Here is a 17,904-nt window from a genome sequence, read left to right on the forward strand (position 1 = left end):
ACTTCAAAGATTCTGCTATTCTAATTAACAATTTCCTCCTGGACTTTTCCAAAGCTTAAATTAACTTTGAATGGCATTGTTTCGGGTAATTTAACCTTAGTGTTAAATTTCTTTTCAAATAGGTTTATTGCCTTATTAATACCTTCATTATAATCCATAGCACTGTATAGTTCCTCTAAATTCATTGGCTTTTTTGATATGAAATCATTTCTGTCATCATCACTTTTAGCATTTGCTGGGCTGGTAAGTGCACAAAACAATGCTATACAAAGAACAACTACTTTTCCTCGTTTGTTCATTTGTTCACCTCTTTTCTCTTCAGTTTTACCAAGTAGGGTTCTTTTATTTATCAAGCTAGGGTGAAGTGTTTCTAAAATGACCAACAAGTAATATCGCAAAATTTACCTTTTAATTTTTAGAGAGTTTTCTGGATATCCGTTCATACTAAAAAGGAATTTTATAAAAAGGTGGGAATCTATATGCACATGGAATGGTTTGATAGGGTATGTGTTGAATTGCAGGATAATCTTAATTCGATATGCGAACAGTATGATGAGAATGGAAGAATGTCTGTAGAACGCGGGGCTAAACACCCACGCTTGGACTTTTTCACATACAGTGGAGAAGAAGATATTGATTATTTTTGTACATTATTCTTCGATCCATATAATGAAGAGTTTTATATTCAAACTATAGACCCGGAATATGGATTGACCAGTAAAGTAGTGCTAGAAGATATTGATGATATTATGGATATCGTCCATGAAAGTTTCCATGAGTACATTGAGGCGGATTTTACCGAAACTGCTGACATAGAGGTTAGTCTGGAAGATGATGAAGACACAGATGAGATATACTTTGAAGAAATTGATGTTGAATGGGAAACTCCTGAGGTTACGGCATACTATGACGAGGATGAGGTAGAGATTTCCTACCAGTTTGGAGTTGTAGGAGAAACTGGAGATGGAGTACTTAAGCGAACAAACCGTATCTGGACAGAGGACGATGATTTGATTAAAGATGAATCTCATTTTATTTTTAGCAAAGAAGAAGCTAGCACCATTATCGCTATGATTGCTAGTCATATGGATTCCCTTGCGACACTAGATGAAGGAGAAGTTTAAGTAAGGGTTACTACATTGGAGAGGAGTCAAGCAATGTGTTGGCTCCTTCCTTTTATTTGTTTTTGGAGAGAGCGTTAATGCGAGGTAAAGTCGCGTCACATCAGGACGAAGGCGCGTCAGAAAGAGGTAAAGTCGCGTCACATCAGGACGAAGTCGCGTCAGAAAGAGAGAAAGGCGCGTCAATTCAGGGAAGAGGCGCGTCAAAAAGGGGTAAAGTCGCGTCACATCAGGGGAGAGGCGCGTCAGAAAGAGGTAAAGTCGCGTCACATCAGGACGAAGTCGCATGATAAAGAGTGAATCTCGCGTCCCAACCAGGCAAAGCTGCGCCACTTTGAAGCTTCACGTGGCAGTTTCATATCCCCCTTTAACAGACAAAATCCTATTCATCCAGCCATACTGTAAAACCTTTGCGTTACGTGGTAAACTAGTAATTTAACTCGACTATTAGGAGGAATGGCGATGGATATGAACAATAATGATATCCTTGTTCGTTTAAGATATGCACTAGATATAAAAGATGAGGATATGTTTAAGATATTCCAGCTAGGAGACGTGGAAGTTACAAAAGAAGACGTACAGGAAATGCTCAACAGATTAAATGATAGCTTAAGTGATGATGAAAATGAGTATGAGCTTCCATGTGATAATACAATGCTGGAGTCTTTCTTTAATGGTCTTATTGTACATAAAAGAGGAAAACAAGAACCTAAACCAGGCCAGCCTGAACGCCCGCCTATGATGATAAAAAATAGTGGCAGTGTTAATAATGTTATGCTGAAAAAATTAAAGATAGCGTTGAAGCTAACGACTGAGGATATGCTAGCAATTTGGGAAGAAGTAGGGGTTAACGTCTCTAAAGGAGAGTTAAGTGCATTGCTTCGAAAGGAAGGCCACAGCAATTACAGAAGATGTGGCGATAGGTATGCAAGGAACTTTTTAAAAGGACTGGGCATGCGATATAGGGGATAAGCTTATAGGTGGAATCAGAACCATTCTATAAGCTTATCGTAAATACGGGCTTGTCCTAAGGCAGCCCTTTTCTTAATCTGGATAAATAGAAAACCGCCTCAATTCTCTCACAACCTTGGAAATAGGTAAGCCAACAATCGTGGCATAGTCACCATGAATTCTTTTGACAAACATTGCTCCGAGGCTTTGTATTCCATAAGCGCCTGCTTTGTCATAAGGATCGTTTGTTGATACATATTGATTTATTTCTTCTTCAGATAGCTCCCAAAACTCTACTTCAGTTCGTTCGACAAATACAATTTCCTGCTCTAATGAACGTATCATAACACCTGTATAAACTTCATGTGTTTCCCCGCTTAATTTCGAGATCATGTGGGAAGCTTCTTCTTTATCTCTCGGCTTTTCAAAGATTTGTTGCTTATACGAAACGACTGTGTCTGCTGTTAAAATCACTTCATTATCATTTGAAAAAGGGATAGCTTCACTTTTACGTATTGCCAGCTGCTTCACTTTCTCGACTGGATCATTTGTTTTGATTTGCGATTCATCGATTTCTGGTTTTCTTACAGAGAAAGGGAGCTGAACTTGTTTTAGTAATTCCTGTCTTCTAGGTGAAGAAGATCCTAGAATAAGTTTGACAGTGGACATGTTAATACCTCCTACTACGTTTCCGTTTTAGATTATGTAAGTGAGCAGATATTAAACCTGCTCACTTGAATCATATGCTTTCCAAATTAATGTGCCATTCTGCCCGCCAAAGCCAAATGAATTGCTCAGTACTGTTTTAACCTGTTGTTGACGACTTTGGTTTGGTACGACATCCAATGGGGCGAGTTCATCCTGAATTTTACAATGGAGAGTGGGTGGAATAATTCCTGTTTCCATTGCTTTTATGCTGGCGATGCTCTCGATTGCACCAGCAGCTCCAAGTAGATGGCCAACCGCACCCTTTATAGAGCTTACAGGGGTATCATCCAATTGTGTGCCAAATATACTTTGCAGTGCCTTCGTTTCAGCAATGTCTCCTGCCTTAGTAGATGTTGCATGAGCATTAACATATTCAATTTCCGAAGGATTCAAATTAGCTGAACGCAATGCACGTTTCATCGCGAGCGCGGCACCTGTGCCAGCAGGATGGGGCGCTGTATCGTGGTAGGCATCATTTGAGGAGCCATACCCGCCTAAAATTGCATGGATGTGTGCACCGCGTGCTTTGGCCTTTTCCAACGGTTCAAGTACGAATAATGCTGACCCTTCACCCATTAACATGCCCGTTCTATCACGATCAAAAGGACGTGACCATGTCGTTTTGTCTTCTGGGCCTTCTGTTGCGAGCGCCCCCCATATCCCGTAATCCTGATAAGAAAACAGGTGACCACAGGCAATCAGCACCGCCAGCAAGTACGAAATCTACATCATCACGCCAAAACCAGAAAGTAGACTCACCAATCGCATGAGCTGATGCTGCACAGGCTGTTACATGGGTGCTTGATGGCCCACGAAAACCATATTGTTTTGCAATAGTGGCAGCTGCTGCATTCGGTATACATTTTGAAATGAGCCGTGGACCGACACGAGAAGCCTTCCCTGTAGCTAATTTTCCAGATCCTTCTTCTAATGACTGAATCCCCCCAAAGGCTGATCCAATAGAGGTGCCGATACGTTCTGGATCAATACTAGGAGCGATTGTTTCCCCATCTTCTCCAAGAATACCGGCATTAGACAATGCCTCTGTTGCTGCAATAAGTGCAAGTTGGGTAAAACGATCAGTATTTTTAACCAGCTTTTTTGGTAGATAGTCTGCAGCATTGAAATCTTGAACTCGCGCACCAACGGGAGCCCACTGGTGCAGTTGTTCATCTTCTACTTCTTTAACCGCAGATTTATTCGCAATTAGGTTGTCCCAAAACGTAGACAGCCCTACACCGTAAGGGCTCACTGTTCCCATTCCCGTTACAGCTATTGGCATCGATTCATTCATGGTCATGCTCCTCTCTATTAAGATTACGCTTCTTGAAACAGTGCATATACATCTGGTGCCAATCGATCAATCCGAGCAGGCTTCCAATCGCGTGTGACCCACATGTGGACGGTGGATCCTTTGGCGAGAAGCTCTCCAGTTGGTGTATCGGCTATCTCTCCTTGAGAATCATTGATAAGCCTTGCCTCATAATCAAACTGCAGGCGCACTTTGGAAAAATGACTTACTTTCGTATAGATGACAAGAAGATCATCATAACGAGCAGATTTTTGATAATTTATATTCAGATCCATTACAGGCAGTAAAAGTCCCATGTCCTCCATTTTGCTGTATGGAATACCTGCATGCCGCATCCATTCAGTACGCCCAATTTCAAACAGGTTCACATAGTTGCCGTGATGGACAACACCCATTTGATCCGTATCTTTGTAATGAACACGTATTACTTCTTTATGCCAACCATGTTTCATTTTCATGCATCTCCCTAATTTTGAACTCTAGAAATTATTTTTTTCTTGTCGACAATTTATCTTCGGCAATTTCTTTTAACCGAAATTTTTGCACCTTCCCGGTACTCGTTAAGGGCCAATCTGATGATTCTATAAACCAGATATGGCGAGGAACCTTGAACCGAGCGAGATAATCAGAACACCAGCTCAAAATATCTTTTCGCTTACATGCTTCACCGGTTTTTAATTCAATAAACGCCGCACCAGCTTCGGTTGTTAAAGAATCTGGTACACCAATAACAGCGACCTGGTTGACCATTGGGTGCTTAGAGATGGCCTCTTCCACTTCACGAGGGGAAACTAACTCACCCGATACTTTGTATATATCCTTCGTTCGTCCAATTAGCTCAATATAACCATTCTCATCTAGACGACCTACATCACCTGTTAGTAACCAGCCGTCTTTATCGATAACTTTTGCGGTTTCTTCCGGCTTTTTATAGTAACCGTGACTAACTGTCGCACCACGTACTGCAAGTTCTCCAACACTTCCATAAGGTAGTGTTTCTCTCGTGTCGATATCTACTGTTTTGTACTCTACATTGCTGCCGTTGAATTCTGGAAGGCCACTCACACCACCAAGCTTCGGTCGACCGACTCTTGTTGTGAGTGTTTCAAGAGAGATACCAAGCTCTGTCGTTACACCAGAAGAGGCTACTTCTGACTGTCCATAGCCAGTAATAATTTCTGTCAGACCAAGTAATTCAATTGCCTTTTTCCATACTGGAATAGGAGCAGGTGCAGCACCACACCACATAGCATTAAGACTGGACAGATCATATTCCGTAAGCTTCGGGTGGTTCAAAAATGGTACAAGCATTGTTGGAACAAGTAGGAAGTCATTTGCTCTATATTTCTCTATCATTTCCATAGCAGACAGTGGCGAAAAGGAACGCGGTGCCACTAATAAGCCACCAACAAAGGACATGGCAAAGATGCCTTCAATCAGGTTATAGCAATGATAAAATGGAAGTGGGGCAAACGTAACACGTCCATCCTCAATTGCTCTGCTCATACAGGTGCTATAGGAAGATCTGAGTAACATGTCATCTGTGAGCATAACCCCTTTAGGTGTACCAGTAGAACCAGATGTATAAATGATTGCTCCTACTTCATCGGGATAACGGGATGCATTCCATCTTTCTTTCCATTCCTCATCTGTTGTTAATTCTGCTTTTTTACAAAATTCCTCCCATAGAAAAAGGCGCTCGTCTACGGACTCATTATGATTCGGTATACAAACGACCTCTTGAAGCTGCGTCTCTTCTTTAAAATACCCTTCATTTAGTAAAGCGGTTATAGAGCCAGCAAGGGGATTATTTTTCGTCGCTTGATGCATGATTAAATAGCGTGCATCAGATTGCGTAAGTATGTATTTCAATTCATTCTTGCTTAACATAGTATTTATCGGGATAAACACAGCTCCTACCATCGAACATGCAATCATGAGAGCAGGATACACGACATCATTTTCCATGAGAACAGCAACATGATCTCGGCATCTTACCCCAAGATTGATCATGGCTTTCGCATAGTTCGTAGCAGATTCCCAGGTTTCTTTGTAAGTGATCGAATCGTTATCTGTTTGAATATACAATCTTTCAGGATATGTAGAACAAGCTTGATAAAAATGTGTGGCAATCGTATTACGAGGCCAATTGTTTAATTTCGCATCAAGTGCTGCCCGTCTTGCAGAAATGTCTTCTGTGATAGTAGATTCAGTAGCATTGTCTTTTGTTGGCATAAACTGTTCCTCCTTGATATGTACAAATATTTCGAACCTAATCTTCATTATAGAACTTTCAAATATAACCTTCAAAACTTTTGAGGGAAAAAGGAAAATATTTGGATGCTCTATTAGCACACAACGCTCAAATAGTATGTTATTTGGTGACGGTTTCATGTAAGATGAGAATATAGAATTATTTGAATTATTCGCGACGGATTAAAGTTGGGAATATAGGTGGATGGAGGGAGAAAGATGAATAATGGTGTTTATCGTGAAGTATGGGACTTAGACTCCATATTTCCGGGCGGGAGTGAATCACCACAATTTGTTGAACATTTAAGAAGTACAGAGATTAAGATTAAAGATTTTAACAGTAAAATTGGTAGTATTGTAAGTCCAAAAAGTATTGCTGAAGCAGAAGAGGTAGCAGAGTTAATAAAATTGATTAGTGAAATTGAAATGAACGTATTACAAGCCAAATCTTTTGTCGTATGCCTATTGGCACAAAATCCAAAAGATCAAAAAGCCCCTACACTGGATGATAAAGTAGGTTATCTTAATGCTAATTTTGAAACAAGTGTAAAAAGAACACAGCAACTCCTTCAACAAATAGAAGAGAAGTTATGGAATGAAATGCTAGATACAGAGATATTAAGTAATTATAAATACATATTAAATGAATGGCGACAAAAAGGTAGGTTACAACTATCTGAAAGTGAAGAGCGGCTAATATCTGATCTAATGATAGATGGTTATCACGCTTGGTATTCGTTTTATAAAACACTAATGAGCGGCATAAAAGTTAAGGTATCAATTAGTGGAAAGGAAAATACATTATCTGTTGGGCAGGCTATAAATTTAAGGGCAGATCCAAATGCTGAAGTACGCAAAGCTTCTCATGAGGCATTAGAAAATGTTTGGAAAGAAAAAGAGGGACTGTTTGCACAAATTCTAAATCACATTGCTGGTTTCCGTTTACAAGTGTATAAAACCAAAGGTGTTGAAAATATTCTCGAAGAGCCCTTGTTTAATAACAGAATAAAATCAGAGACGCTAGATGTGATGTGGGGAGCTGTGGATAAACATAAAAACGTATTTATTAAATATCTAAATGGAAAGGCTGGAATTTTAGGGGATGCAAAACTCAACTCCTATCATTTCTGGGCTCCCATTACGAAAAGTGAACAACATATTGACTACGACGAAGCTGTGAAATTTGTGACAAGTCATCTAAGCCAATTCGGTCCAGAATTAGCAAGCTTCATTTCTAATGCATTTGAAAAGGGGTGGGTGGAATCAGAAAATCGTCCAAATAAATCAGCAGTTCCATTCTGTACAGGTTTCCCGCAAACAGGTGAATCCAGAGTTTACATGACATATTCAGGGACGATAAAGGACTTGCTAACTCTTACACATGAACTTGGGCATGCCTTTCATAATTATGCTATGGAGGATGTTGATAGTATTAACAAGCAGTATCCTATGAGTCTCGCAGAAACAGCTTCTACTTTTTTGGAGATGATCGTTTTAGATGCAGCAATAGATCAGGCAACTACGAATAAAGATAAACTGCTCTTATTAGATGAAAAATTAAAGAGAAGTGTAATGAACTTTATGAATATAAATGCAAGGTTCCTATTTGAAAAGAAATTTTATGAGGAAAGAAAGCAGGGGTTTGTTACAGCAACTCGTTTGAATACATTAATGAAGGAGTCTATGGATATAGGATATAATGGCTCACTTGGTCATATACCTGTTCACTCGTGGGTTTGGACGCCACATTTCTATATTACGAAGTCTCCATTTTATAACTTCCCATATACATTTGGTTACCTACTTTCCTTGAGTATTTATGCAAAGGCAAAAGAAAAAGGAAGAGGTTTCGAGAAAGATTATCTTTCGTTCCTTCGCGATTCCGGAAGTATGTCCACGGAAGAACTAGTGATGAAACATCTCGGAGAAGATATTACTTCCGAGTCATTTTGGGAAAAAGGGATGGACCTTTGTATGAACGATGTGAAGGAATTCATAGAATTAGCCGATAGTACAATGGTGACCGAAGAAACCTCTTCTTTTAATACACACAATTAACATTGTACAGATATTTTTCAACTTTCATTATAAAATATTTATCTATATAACCTAAATGGAAAATGATAGAATGGATAAACGAAGAATATATATTCGTAGTCCAATTTAGGAGTGGAATGAAGTTGAACAAAAAAGACATTGCAAATATTCGGAAGCAGTTTAAAATAAATAACGATTTGTTGAAAATAAACGATATCTTTAACGTATATATTATGAAAGAATCGAGTGAAATCTATCACCATCAAAGTGTGCCCTTCGACTTACTTGAAGAGGAACAAAAAGATCTATTTATGGCCAACTTTAAAAAAGTGCTAACAGGACAGCTTGATGAGAAATTATTTGAATTGAAATTTCAACGTGATGTAGAAGATAGTAGTCAGCTTATCTTGCATCAAGGAATATTGAGTAATGATACAGAAGAATGGAAAGGCCAAATGCTGCGCCTCGTGGAAAAAATGTTAAAGGATAAGCAATATGAAATGGATATTGTGGTTACGTTTATTCAGGGTGAATATATGAAGCCGATGAAACGAAGCAATGAAGATGCAGAAGAAAGCTCGCGTGACGCGGTATATTCTAATAAGTTTATTTTATGTAGTATGAATAAAACACAGGATCCTAAAAAAGAGTTGCTGTTTGATTATGTAGAAAAAGAATTCAAGTATAATTTTGTGGTTGACCCAGTAATAAATCTTAAGGCTCCTATCTCAGGGTTTTTATTCCCAACTTTTACAGAGAACGCTGCAGATGTAAACCATGTTCTTTACTCTGCTGGAAAAGCATATGAACTGAATTACCATTTTATTGAAGAAGTGCTCAATGCTGAAGAGACGATGACTGCAGAAGATGATAAGGTAGTATTCGAGGAAATTGTGAAGAAGATTACAGGCGACCAAATCAGTACATCCACACTGTCCAATGTATATGATGAAATTCATCGGGCGATTGAAGAGCATGAGGAAGATGATGTACCAAGATTGGATTATAAAGATGTGGAAAGTGTCCTAAAAAGCAGCGGGGTAGAGGACGTGGATACAGAAAAGGTAGAATCTGCATTTAAGACCGTTATTGATGATGAAAAATATGAGTTGAAAGCAAGTAGCATCATTCCAAAATACAATAAAAAATCAATTAAGATTAAGACAAAAGTGGCAGACATTAAAGTAAGCCCAGAAGACTTACGGTTTGTGAAGCAAATTCATTTTGACGGAAAGCTCAGCCTCATGATTGAATTAGAAGAAAACACAATGATTGAGGGATTTGAAATGATCCCTGAAGCATTAGTTCAAAAAGCAAAAGTAGAGGAAGAATAACTTTTAAAGAAATCACTTTCCTTTTTTTAGTGAAAATATATGAGAACATAAAAAATCAGAACTATAGCAAATAGTTCTGATTTTTTTTATGCTATTTTCATCCAACTTCCGTAGCAAACATATCTTAGCAGAAAATAAAAAAGCGCCTATTACGTGATACTCACATAACAGGCGTCTTTAGTTTATTTTAAGAAATCAGGGTCTTCAAAGCTTGGGTTGGGATACTTGTAGAATCCTTCTCCAGTTGCAGTACCAAGTTTACCTTTGTCGATATACTCGGTTTTGAGCAGGTTAGCCAGCTTTTTAAACTCTTCATTTCCGGTCGCTACGGCTTTTGCATTTACAATGTTATAAGCAGTCGTAATTCCGACCACATCTAGCATGGCAAAAGGTCCTTTCGGAGCGCCAGTACCAATCATCCAAGTTTTATCAATTGTTTCAACATCTGCTACTTCTTTGGAAAGAAGTAGTTCTGCGGAGTTTAATAATGGAACCAATAGAGAGTTAAGAATATAACCTGGTTGCTCCTTGTGTAATGGTAGTGCAACCATTCCAATTGCTTCTGCAAACTGACTTACTTCTTCAAACACATTATTGTCAGTACCAGGGTGCTTCATAATCTCAGCTGTGTTGTTTATCCAAATTTCATTGGCAAAGTGCAAGGCAAGAAACTTCTCTGGACGTCCAGTTGCCTCTGCAAATTGGCTTGGTAGTAAGGTTGAAGAGTTTGTTGCAAATACAGTTTTTTCGGGAGCTACTTTTCCTAGCTCATTATAAAATTCTGTTTTGATCTTTACAACTTCTGGAATTGCTTCAATAACAAGGTCTGCACCTTGAACTGCTTTCGATAGATCAGACTGAAACGTGAGACGACTGTACGCATCTTGGACAGCTTGCTCTGAAGCTCCGAGATCCTCTTGATAGCGTCCTTTTAGTTTTTCAATTCTCTCTTTCGCTTTCTCTAGAGCTTCATCGTTAATATCATATACCGTAACATCGAATCCTTTAAACGCTGATTGGTAGGCAATCTGACTACCTAATACACCGCTTCCTGCAATTGTAATAGTTGAAAAATTCATATTTATTCCTTCTTTCCTATTCTACTCACCAAATAGTATGACATAAACCGTGACAAAACAGGAAGGATTTTGCTTCTCATGCTTTAATAACTATCTACACAGTGGTGGAAAATGATAAACTAAATTGGAGTTTTAGATTTCTTACAAGTAGAAGACGATTTTTCAATTTTGCAAGAGAGAAGGGATTTTATGATAAAAACTATCCGCTGGGGTGTATTTTTCTTCGGTTTAATTGTATTTAGCATAGGCATCAGTATAGCGATTAATATGCAACATTTGGGAATCCATCCATGGGACGTATTAAATGTGGCACTTTATGAAAAGCTAGGGTTATCAATCGGATCTTGGACTATTATTATTTCAGTTATGCTAATTATTGTCTCATTTATTTTGGATAAAAGTTATATACGACTAGGTACGTTTTTAAATGGCATCCTTGTTGGTGTGTTTGTTGACTTTTTTTTATTTCTAGATTTTTTACCACATGCTACTGAAAGCTGGCTGGATGTACTCGTGATTATTTCAGGAATTATACTAATGGGAATTGGTGGGGGAGTCTACAATTCAGCTCAAGTAGGGTCTGGCCCAAGAGATGGGTTTATGCTCTCGATTTCTGATAAACTCGGCGCTTCCATAGGGAAAGTTAGAATTATTACAGAATGTATTGTATTACTCATTGGTCTGTTCCTTGGTGGACCTGTTTTTCTCTTTACTTTTATCTTTACCTTTATTCAAAGTCCGATCTTCCAATATACGTATAAGCTACTTGGTGGCTATTTAAATAAGATGGAAACTGCAATAGAAGAGAAAGCTCTTCATAAAAGGGGGGCATAAATCTGGAAAGGGATGGAAGTTAAATGAGTATCTTAGAAAAGGTACGTAAAGGTAATACATCTTCAGGTATCGCGGCACTGGGAAACGCCTTTTTAGCAGGTATAAAAGGTATCGCGGCAGCACTTAGTGGGAATGGATCTGTGTTTGCCTCATCTATGCATTCTCTCGCAGATGCTGTTAATCAGGGCTTCGTGTTTTTTGGCAGTGTACTGGCTGAGTTTCCTCCATCCAAGCGATTCCCGTTAGGTTTTGGAAGAGTCATTAATATCTTTTGTATGGTTGCGGTCATTGTAGTTACCGTGATGGCCTATGAGACAATATTAAAGGGCTGGCACTTATTTCAAGACCCTGAAGAAACAGGTGGATTACTGTTAAATTTTATCGTATTACTGGCTTCATTGATCATTGATGGATTAATTCTTGTAAAAGCAATGCGTGAAATTAGAAGTGAAAGTAAAGCAGAAGAATCAAGCAGTATAGTAACTGGAGCATTTAAAAATGTTAGAAAAGCATCCCCCGCTACACGACTCGTTTTTTATGAAGATCTTGTTGCAACATCAGGTGCACTCCTAGCAATGGTTGGTATTGTGCTATCACAGTTTTTTGGAATTTTGCAAGCAGATGGTTTAATTTCCATGTTAATTGGCTGTTTAATGCTGTTTGTCGCTTTCAGAGTGGGCTATGATAATATGATTGGATTAATCGGCGTATCCGCACCCGCAGAGGTTCAAACTAAACTAACAAATATACTTTTAGAGCATGAAAACGTGGTAGATATCCATCGAATACGAATTGTACAGGAAGGTCGACTTTATCATGTGGAGGGAACAGTTGAACTTGAAAAAGGACTTAGCCTTGCAGAAGCGGATGATATTAAGTTTCAGCTGTCTGACATGCTTTTACGCCAATCAGAAGTAGCAGATGTACTATTAGGTATTATAGAAGACGATGATGAAATAAGCTGGAAAGATAAAGCCCAACAGAGTAATACCCCTAAAACCGATGAATAGGAAAAACGAGTAACAATTACTTATAATCACATTTCTAGTATTCATTAGGGGGGAATAACAGACTTTTCGTTTATGGAAACAGTTATTTTCATGGGGGTATTAGAAGTGGAAACGTAATTATACCAAGCTGATTCGTAGCTTTTTTCGTGATAAGATAGGGTGAATTCATGAAGGAGGTTGCCTGATGCTGAATAAAGACAGTAGTTTAGATGAATTACATGATACGCAGCGGTCTACACAAGATCTGCTGTTTATCTTGGACGATTTGTTCTTTTTTTCCATTGATAAGTATGATCAGTTATTGCGGAAAGAAACCGAAAAGCTATTCGAACAAATGCATGTTCCTGAAGTATTATTTGATCAAGCCTTTCCCCAAATAATATGGTGGCTGCTATTTTGCTATCCGCAAGCTCATCATCGTAAGACCATCTACCAGGATTATTTAGAGGTACATAATGAAAAGTGGCAAAAGACAAACAAGGTAGTACGGGATCACTTGGATAGCTGGCTGAGTGTAGTACCAGGGTTTTACCGTGTAGTCAAGATAGATAGTCAGCATAAACGGTTGTTCCATGTTCAAGACGTGTTTTTAAAAAGGAGGAAAAGGGTGTTTATTTTTAATGAAATATTCCAAACTCCTAAAATGGGTGAGATCATAAGCGGAATGCTGTTACCCGTTGGAAATAATGTCTATACAACTCAAGGCAGGCTCTTTCTTCTTCCGATAACAATAGCGCCAGAGATTATGGCAAGGTTGCAGCAATTTGTAGAGATGCACAAATCCAATCTAGATTTTGTTGTTACAGCTCCGTCGTATCCCGCTTTGCTCCGTATCGTAATGCAAACGATGGAAGAGAAGCTATGATAAAAGATGCTCATATGATAGAACATCGGAAGCCTCATATAGAAAGCCTCGCCTCCGGCCATATTAGAATTAAATTCATCCCAATATTAAGAGTTCACCATGGCAAAACATTTATGATAACTGGGAGTCAGCTGGATTGTGCTCGTAAACCTCAACATTTGTCCCCTCAAGCGCTCTTTCTAGATTATAATCCTCGATAACGTTCTGAAGCCATAGCCAACATAGGAACATGGCAATAATGGTAACTAAGATAATAACAAAGACTGCAATTCTTCCTTTCATTTCTTCACCTTCTTTCTCTCATTTCACATGTAAGTATACCTTGATTTTAGATGTAAATAAAGCCATCATTTTTATAGAGAATGGGCTCTATTAAGAAAGAGAGAAAATAGAAGAAAATCAACAAAAAAAGGCGTAAACACATTATGTTTTCGCTTTCTTTGTGTTTTGTGAAATGTAATTAATTATGGTATGATTTCTAAGTTATCTACGGAACATGCCATAAGTTGGCTTGAATATAAAGGAAAAGAGGTTGAATAGTTGAAAGTAGAACAATTGAAGAATGAATGGTTTGGCAATGTAAAAGGGGATGTCCTGGCAGGTTTGGTAGTTGCGCTGGCATTGATACCAGAAGCAATAGCCTTTTCGATCATAGCGGGTGTTGATCCAATGATTGGATTATATGCATCTTTTTGTATTGCAGTTGTAATTGCTTTTGTCGGAGGGAGACCGGGTATGATCTCTGCGGCAACAGGAGCGATGGCATTACTCATGGTAAATCTCGTTGCGGATCATGGGTTGCAGTATTTGTTTGCAGCAACGATTCTTACAGGTATCATCCAAATCATTTTTGGCATTTTTAAACTAGCAAGAGCAATGAAATTCGTACCACGTTCGGTGATGGTAGGGTTCGTTAACTCGCTGGCCATTCTAATATTTACAGCGCAAATTCCACATTTCCAAGGGGAAAGTTGGATCATGTATGCACTTGTTGGTCTTACCTTGGCAATTATATATCTTTTACCAAGGGTTACAAAGGCAGTACCATCTGCTTTAGTTGCGATTGTGGTAGTTACAATGATTGTGATTTTCGGTAAAATAGACATAGGAACAGTCGGGGATATGGGTGCATTGAAACAGCAATTGCCTATCTTCTTGATTCCTTCTATACCGTTTACTTTTGAAACGTTGATGATTATTTTCCCTTACTCCCTGGCTCTAGCTATCGTAGGATTACTAGAATCCTTGTTAACTGCTAATATCGTAGATGATATGACAGATACAGAGAGTAATAAGAACAAAGAAAGTCGCGGACAAGGGATTGCCAATATCGTTGCAGGCTTCTTTGGAGGAATGGCTGGTTGTGCAATGATTGGTCAATCTGTCATCAATGTGAAGTCAGGTGGTAGAGGACGTTTATCTGCACTTGTTGCTGGGTCGTTCTTAATGTTTCTGATTATTGTACTAGGCGGACTTGTTGTTCAAATTCCAATGGCTGCTCTAGCTGGTGTTATGATTATGGTATCCATTGGTACATTCGATTGGTCCTCTGTTCGAAACTTACACAGACTACCAAGAACAGATGCCGTTGTTATGCTCACCACAGTAGCTGTTGTTTTATACACTCATGACTTATCAAAAGGTGTGCTTGCAGGTGTATTATTAAGTGCTATTTTCTTTGCTGCTAAAATCTCCAAGGTAAAGGTTACAGATGAGTTAATGATGCGAGAACAAAAACGAGTCTATCGTATTGAAGGTCAGTTGTTTTTCGCTTCTGTAAGTGACTTTACAGCAAAGTTTGTTTTTGCTGATACTGTTAAGGAAGTAGAAATAGATCTAAGTCGTGCACACTTATGGGATGATTCAGCGGTGGGCGCACTTGATAAAATTCAAGCTAAGTTCGAGCAGCATCACATTAAGGTAGAATTTACCGGGTTAAATGAAGCGAGTAAAAATCTTGTGCAACGGATTGGCGGTTTATCTAAGGCATCAGGACATTAATCACCATTGCTTTGATTAGAATGTATAGAGGTGAGTATGTTGTTTAAAAAGTTATTGTTAGCGGTAGATGGGTCAGCCCATTCGCTCCGCTCGGCGAATTATGCTATACAGCTTGCTGAAAAGTTTAATGGAGTAATTAATGTTGTGTATGTTGTGGATAGTAATACTGCTAAGACTGATGTATTACACGCAACAGATAAATTTGCCTTGGAAAAAATGCGTAATGATAAACTTAAGGCAGTTAAGGAATTATTGAATAAAACCGATATTAAATACGAGATAAAGATTTTGCATGGTGAAGCAGGCCCTACTATAGTCAACTATGCTAACAATAATGAAATTGATGGCGTTGTACTAGGAAGTAGGGGGCTGAACAACCTGCAGACCTTTATCTTAGGTAGTGTAAGCCACAAAGTGGCGAAACGCGTGAATTGTCCAGTATTAATCGTAAAATAGAATAGTAGATAACAAATGATATAGGAAAAGGCTGCCGAATTGGCAGCCTTTTTTTACTCTAAGTGGCGGCGAGGTGCTAGTACGAGGTAGAATGACACGAGAGCGTCGTGAAGAGACAAGAGATTCCGGCCAAGAGACAAGAGAGCACCTCAAACTGACAAGACGGCATCACAAACTGACAAGAGACTAACAACCACCATCATAAAAAGCGCGCCTCCAAAAAAGGAGACGCGCCATCAAAGCTTATAGCTTATAAAAATCTTATTGCCTCACCCACTGGATAATTAGCAGGATCAATTTCCGACTCCAATCCTTGAGCCAACTTGGATAATTGTGCACCTATGTAAGGTCCCATTGTTAGGCCAGAGGCGCCAAGTCCGTTTGCTACGAAGAGTCCCGAAACGCCTGGTACACTCCCAACTACGGGTAAGAATCCAGGTGTTACAGGGCGAAATCCTACTCTTGTTTCCAGAACAGTCGCATGTGCCAGTTGAGGGGACACCTGCAATGCTTTACTAAGCACTTCATATAATCCGCCTGCAGTAATCCTAGCATCAAATCCGGTCTCATCTTCATGTGTTGCTCCAATCACGAGCCGCTGATCATCGAAAGCAAGCATGTACTGGTTGGTTGGTGGGATGACAACAGGCCATTTTGCTGTATCATGGCCCTCGAGCTTCAGGTGCATGAGTTGAGCACGCTGTGGTTGTACATCAAATCCTATACCTAATGGCTTAAAAAGTTCTCCCATCCAGGCACCTGTTGTAGCGATCACAGTATCAGCTTCAAATATTTCATGATCAATGCGAACACCGGTTACTGTACCACCTTCCGTAACGAGGCTGGCATCACCATTCACTATTTGTGCTCCAAGCTTTTCTGCCCCCCTGATTAAGGCATCACGTAACTTACGTCCATCAACCCGGGCAGCACCGCTAACATGTACCGCACTGTAACCTTCACCAATCAGAGGAAAGTACTGTCTTGTTTCTTCTTCGCTTAACATCGTAATCTCGCCCATTTCCGGAGCATCTTCACGTCTTTTCAATGCCCTTTCCTTCATTGCAGTAAGCTTTTTTTCCTCCGTATGCAAGCTTATTGCACCGACACGCTCATATCCAGTGTCGGTTTCTCCAAGCTCACGCAACTTTTCAATTATTTCTGGGTAGATTTTTGCTCCACCCTTAGCAAGCTTGTACCACGCCTTATTTCTTCTTTGAGAAAGCCAAGGACAAACGATTCCTGCAGCAGCATCTGTTGCTTGCCCTGTATCCTTACGGTCAACCAGTGTGACAGCTTTCCCGTTATTAGCAAGATGAAAAGCGGTGGAGGCACCAAGTATGCCACCACCGATCACAATAAAGCCTGCTTCATTTTTATAATGCATCGACAACTTGCTTCATTGCTTTCATTTTACCAAGATGTTCATTCTCATGCTGCAGAATCATCTCATAAACATCTCCAAAAGTTTTAAAGTTACCAAACGGTAAGGTATAAGGTAGATCTTGCTGAAGAAAGTCATTGGTCAGTTCTTTCATACGAGCACGTTGTTGTTCAAGCTGTGTAATAAGTACAGAAAGACTAGGTGGTGTATCCTGCCAATCTGCTGGTTTTGTACCAGTGTTGAACAGATCACTAAAATACTTTGGTACATTTTCAGATTGGTTAGGGAAGCCGAATAATAGTGCCTCTGGTGTTACGAGTACATGTCCAATATGCCAGCGGATTGTATTGTTAAAGTATTCAGGCTGTACATCGGCCGTTTTTTCATCGTTATTTTCAATAAAGCTTAATAAAGCAGAACGAGTTAAGTCAAATTGATTTGACATTTTTATTCCTCCTCAAAGAATCATTTGTTAATAACTATAAAAATAAAAGGTCCGAAAGTAAAATATATTGATTTTAATGAAGGGATTTTGTATCCAGTAAAGAATTAAGTTAGA

19 protein-coding genes are annotated in these 17,904 nt (G+C 39.2%); 9 read left to right on the forward strand and 10 right to left on the reverse strand.

Annotation, left to right across the window (positions count from 1 at the left end):
* Positions 1-20 precede the first annotated feature (20 nt).
* Positions 21-299 (reverse strand): hypothetical protein, encoded by a 279-nt coding sequence (locus tag BN985_RS14535; protein ID WP_042224314.1) that lies wholly within the window; start codon positions 297-299, stop codon positions 21-23.
* Positions 300-479: 180 nt separating this feature from the next.
* Between BN985_RS14535 and BN985_RS14540 the strand changes: the two genes are divergently transcribed.
* Together BN985_RS14540 and BN985_RS14550 are read left to right on the forward strand one after the other, a co-directional pair.
* Positions 480-1,124, forward strand: coding sequence for a hypothetical protein (locus BN985_RS14540; RefSeq protein WP_042224315.1), 645 nt, complete (start codon positions 480-482; stop codon positions 1,122-1,124).
* A gap of 459 nt (positions 1,125-1,583) precedes the next feature.
* The gene (locus BN985_RS14550; RefSeq protein ID WP_042224317.1) at positions 1,584-2,093 is read left to right on the forward strand and encodes a YehS family protein; all 510 of its coding nucleotides are present in this window, start codon (positions 1,584-1,586) and stop codon (positions 2,091-2,093) included.
* Positions 2,094-2,165: 72 nt separating this feature from the next.
* Here the strand turns inward: BN985_RS14550 and BN985_RS14555 are convergent, their stop codons facing one another.
* Genes BN985_RS14555 through BN985_RS14570 form a run of 5 tightly spaced genes read right to left on the reverse strand, consistent with a single transcriptional unit; the run spans position 2,166 to position 6,327 of the window.
* On the reverse strand, positions 2,166-2,741 hold the full coding sequence (locus BN985_RS14555) for a Maf family protein (RefSeq protein WP_042224319.1): 576 nt from the start codon (positions 2,739-2,741) through the stop codon (positions 2,166-2,168).
* Positions 2,742-2,792: 51 nt separating this feature from the next.
* Entirely contained in the window at positions 2,793-3,356 is a 564-nt protein-coding gene (locus BN985_RS19370) for a beta-ketoacyl-[acyl-carrier-protein] synthase family protein (RefSeq protein WP_232225599.1), read from the reverse strand.
* Positions 3,357-3,378: 22 nt separating this feature from the next.
* Positions 3,379-4,074, reverse strand: a complete 696-nt coding sequence (locus BN985_RS19375) for a beta-ketoacyl synthase N-terminal-like domain-containing protein (RefSeq protein WP_232225600.1) — start codon at positions 4,072-4,074, stop codon at positions 3,379-3,381.
* 23 nt (positions 4,075-4,097) lie between these two features.
* Positions 4,098-4,544 carry an acyl-CoA thioesterase gene (locus BN985_RS14565; RefSeq protein ID WP_042224320.1) on the reverse strand — a complete coding sequence of 149 codons (447 nt, stop codon included), beginning with the start codon at positions 4,542-4,544 and terminating at the stop codon, positions 4,098-4,100.
* A 34-nt stretch (positions 4,545-4,578) separates the two neighbouring features.
* A complete protein-coding gene (locus tag BN985_RS14570; RefSeq protein WP_042224321.1) occupies positions 4,579-6,327 on the reverse strand; it encodes a class I adenylate-forming enzyme family protein in 1,749 nt (582 codons plus the stop codon).
* 237 nt (positions 6,328-6,564) lie between these two features.
* Here BN985_RS14570 and BN985_RS14575 point away from each other — a divergent pair, with 237 nt between their 5' ends.
* Positions 6,565-8,403: a M3 family oligoendopeptidase gene (locus BN985_RS14575; protein ID WP_042224322.1), complete on the forward strand. Its 1,839-nt coding sequence runs from the start codon at positions 6,565-6,567 to the stop codon at positions 8,401-8,403.
* 122 nt (positions 8,404-8,525) lie between these two features.
* Positions 8,526-9,716, forward strand: coding sequence for a DUF4317 domain-containing protein (locus BN985_RS14580; RefSeq protein WP_042224323.1), 1,191 nt, complete (start codon positions 8,526-8,528; stop codon positions 9,714-9,716).
* 182 nt (positions 9,717-9,898) lie between these two features.
* On the opposite strand, the gene BN985_RS14585 is transcribed toward BN985_RS14580, so the two are convergent.
* Positions 9,899-10,795 (reverse strand): 3-hydroxyacyl-CoA dehydrogenase, encoded by an 897-nt coding sequence (locus BN985_RS14585; protein WP_042224325.1) that lies wholly within the window; start codon positions 10,793-10,795, stop codon positions 9,899-9,901.
* Positions 10,796-10,984: 189 nt separating this feature from the next.
* Between BN985_RS14585 and BN985_RS14590 the strand changes: the two genes are divergently transcribed.
* The 3 genes from BN985_RS14590 to BN985_RS14600 all read left to right on the forward strand — a co-directional run bounded on the left by BN985_RS14590 (position 10,985) and on the right by BN985_RS14600 (position 13,504).
* Positions 10,985-11,629: a YczE/YyaS/YitT family protein gene (locus tag BN985_RS14590; protein ID WP_042224327.1), complete on the forward strand. Its 645-nt coding sequence runs from the start codon at positions 10,985-10,987 to the stop codon at positions 11,627-11,629.
* Positions 11,630-11,652: 23 nt separating this feature from the next.
* Positions 11,653-12,639: a cation diffusion facilitator family transporter gene (locus tag BN985_RS14595; RefSeq protein WP_042224328.1), complete on the forward strand. Its 987-nt coding sequence runs from the start codon at positions 11,653-11,655 to the stop codon at positions 12,637-12,639.
* Positions 12,640-12,823: 184 nt separating this feature from the next.
* Positions 12,824-13,504 (forward strand): hypothetical protein, encoded by a 681-nt coding sequence (locus tag BN985_RS14600; RefSeq protein ID WP_042224330.1) that lies wholly within the window; start codon positions 12,824-12,826, stop codon positions 13,502-13,504.
* 111 nt (positions 13,505-13,615) lie between these two features.
* Here BN985_RS14600 and BN985_RS19085 read toward each other — a convergent pair whose 3' ends face one another.
* Entirely contained in the window at positions 13,616-13,786 is a 171-nt protein-coding gene (locus tag BN985_RS19085) for a hypothetical protein (protein WP_156960149.1), read from the reverse strand.
* A gap of 258 nt (positions 13,787-14,044) precedes the next feature.
* Between BN985_RS19085 and BN985_RS14605 the strand changes: the two genes are divergently transcribed.
* A complete protein-coding gene (locus tag BN985_RS14605; protein WP_042224331.1) occupies positions 14,045-15,505 on the forward strand; it encodes a SulP family inorganic anion transporter in 1,461 nt (486 codons plus the stop codon).
* Positions 15,506-15,544: 39 nt separating this feature from the next.
* Positions 15,545-15,961: a universal stress protein gene (locus BN985_RS14610; RefSeq protein WP_042224882.1), complete on the forward strand. Its 417-nt coding sequence runs from the start codon at positions 15,545-15,547 to the stop codon at positions 15,959-15,961.
* 250 nt (positions 15,962-16,211) lie between these two features.
* On the opposite strand, the gene BN985_RS14615 is transcribed toward BN985_RS14610, so the two are convergent.
* Positions 16,212-17,348 carry an NAD(P)/FAD-dependent oxidoreductase gene (locus tag BN985_RS14615; RefSeq protein ID WP_042224332.1) on the reverse strand — a complete coding sequence of 379 codons (1,137 nt, stop codon included), beginning with the start codon at positions 17,346-17,348 and terminating at the stop codon, positions 16,212-16,214.
* Complete coding sequence (locus BN985_RS14620) at positions 17,338-17,790, reverse strand: DinB family protein (RefSeq protein ID WP_042224333.1); 453 nt, start codon at positions 17,788-17,790, stop codon at positions 17,338-17,340. Before BN985_RS14620 ends, BN985_RS14615 begins: the two co-directional genes overlap by 11 nt.
* Positions 17,791-17,904 lie beyond the last annotated feature (114 nt).

The sequence above is a fragment of the Oceanobacillus manasiensis genome, assembly GCF_000724085.1.
Lineage (GTDB): Bacteria > Bacillota > Bacilli > Bacillales > Amphibacillaceae > Oceanobacillus_B > Oceanobacillus_B manasiensis.

What these genes read in the sequence shown, in the direction of transcription:
- BN985_RS14565 (WP_042224320.1), bottom strand. Translation starts at nt 4,544, where the DNA reads ATGAAACATGGTTGGCATAAAGAAGTAATACGTGTTCATTACAAAGAT.
- BN985_RS19370 (WP_232225599.1), bottom strand. Translation starts at nt 3,356, where the DNA reads ATGGGTGAAGGGTCAGCATTATTCGTACTTGAACCGTTGGAAAAGGCC.
- BN985_RS14535 (WP_042224314.1), bottom strand. Translation starts at nt 299, where the DNA reads ATGAACAAACGAGGAAAAGTAGTTGTTCTTTGTATAGCATTGTTTTGT.
- BN985_RS14585 (WP_042224325.1), bottom strand. Translation starts at nt 10,795, where the DNA reads ATGAATTTTTCAACTATTACAATTGCAGGAAGCGGTGTATTAGGTAGT.
- BN985_RS14540 (WP_042224315.1), top strand. Translation starts at nt 480, where the DNA reads ATGCACATGGAATGGTTTGATAGGGTATGTGTTGAATTGCAGGATAAT.
- BN985_RS14570 (WP_042224321.1), bottom strand. Translation starts at nt 6,327, where the DNA reads ATGCCAACAAAAGACAATGCTACTGAATCTACTATCACAGAAGACATT.
- BN985_RS19375 (WP_232225600.1), bottom strand. Translation starts at nt 4,074, where the DNA reads ATGAATGAATCGATGCCAATAGCTGTAACGGGAATGGGAACAGTGAGC.
- BN985_RS14550 (WP_042224317.1), top strand. Translation starts at nt 1,584, where the DNA reads ATGGATATGAACAATAATGATATCCTTGTTCGTTTAAGATATGCACTA.
- BN985_RS14600 (WP_042224330.1), top strand. Translation starts at nt 12,824, where the DNA reads ATGCTGAATAAAGACAGTAGTTTAGATGAATTACATGATACGCAGCGG.
- BN985_RS14555 (WP_042224319.1), bottom strand. Translation starts at nt 2,741, where the DNA reads ATGTCCACTGTCAAACTTATTCTAGGATCTTCTTCACCTAGAAGACAG.
- BN985_RS19085 (WP_156960149.1), bottom strand. Translation starts at nt 13,786, where the DNA reads ATGAAAGGAAGAATTGCAGTCTTTGTTATTATCTTAGTTACCATTATT.
- BN985_RS14620 (WP_042224333.1), bottom strand. Translation starts at nt 17,790, where the DNA reads ATGTCAAATCAATTTGACTTAACTCGTTCTGCTTTATTAAGCTTTATT.
- BN985_RS14575 (WP_042224322.1), top strand. Translation starts at nt 6,565, where the DNA reads ATGAATAATGGTGTTTATCGTGAAGTATGGGACTTAGACTCCATATTT.
- BN985_RS14590 (WP_042224327.1), top strand. Translation starts at nt 10,985, where the DNA reads ATGATAAAAACTATCCGCTGGGGTGTATTTTTCTTCGGTTTAATTGTA.
- BN985_RS14615 (WP_042224332.1), bottom strand. Translation starts at nt 17,348, where the DNA reads ATGCATTATAAAAATGAAGCAGGCTTTATTGTGATCGGTGGTGGCATA.
- BN985_RS14595 (WP_042224328.1), top strand. Translation starts at nt 11,653, where the DNA reads ATGAGTATCTTAGAAAAGGTACGTAAAGGTAATACATCTTCAGGTATC.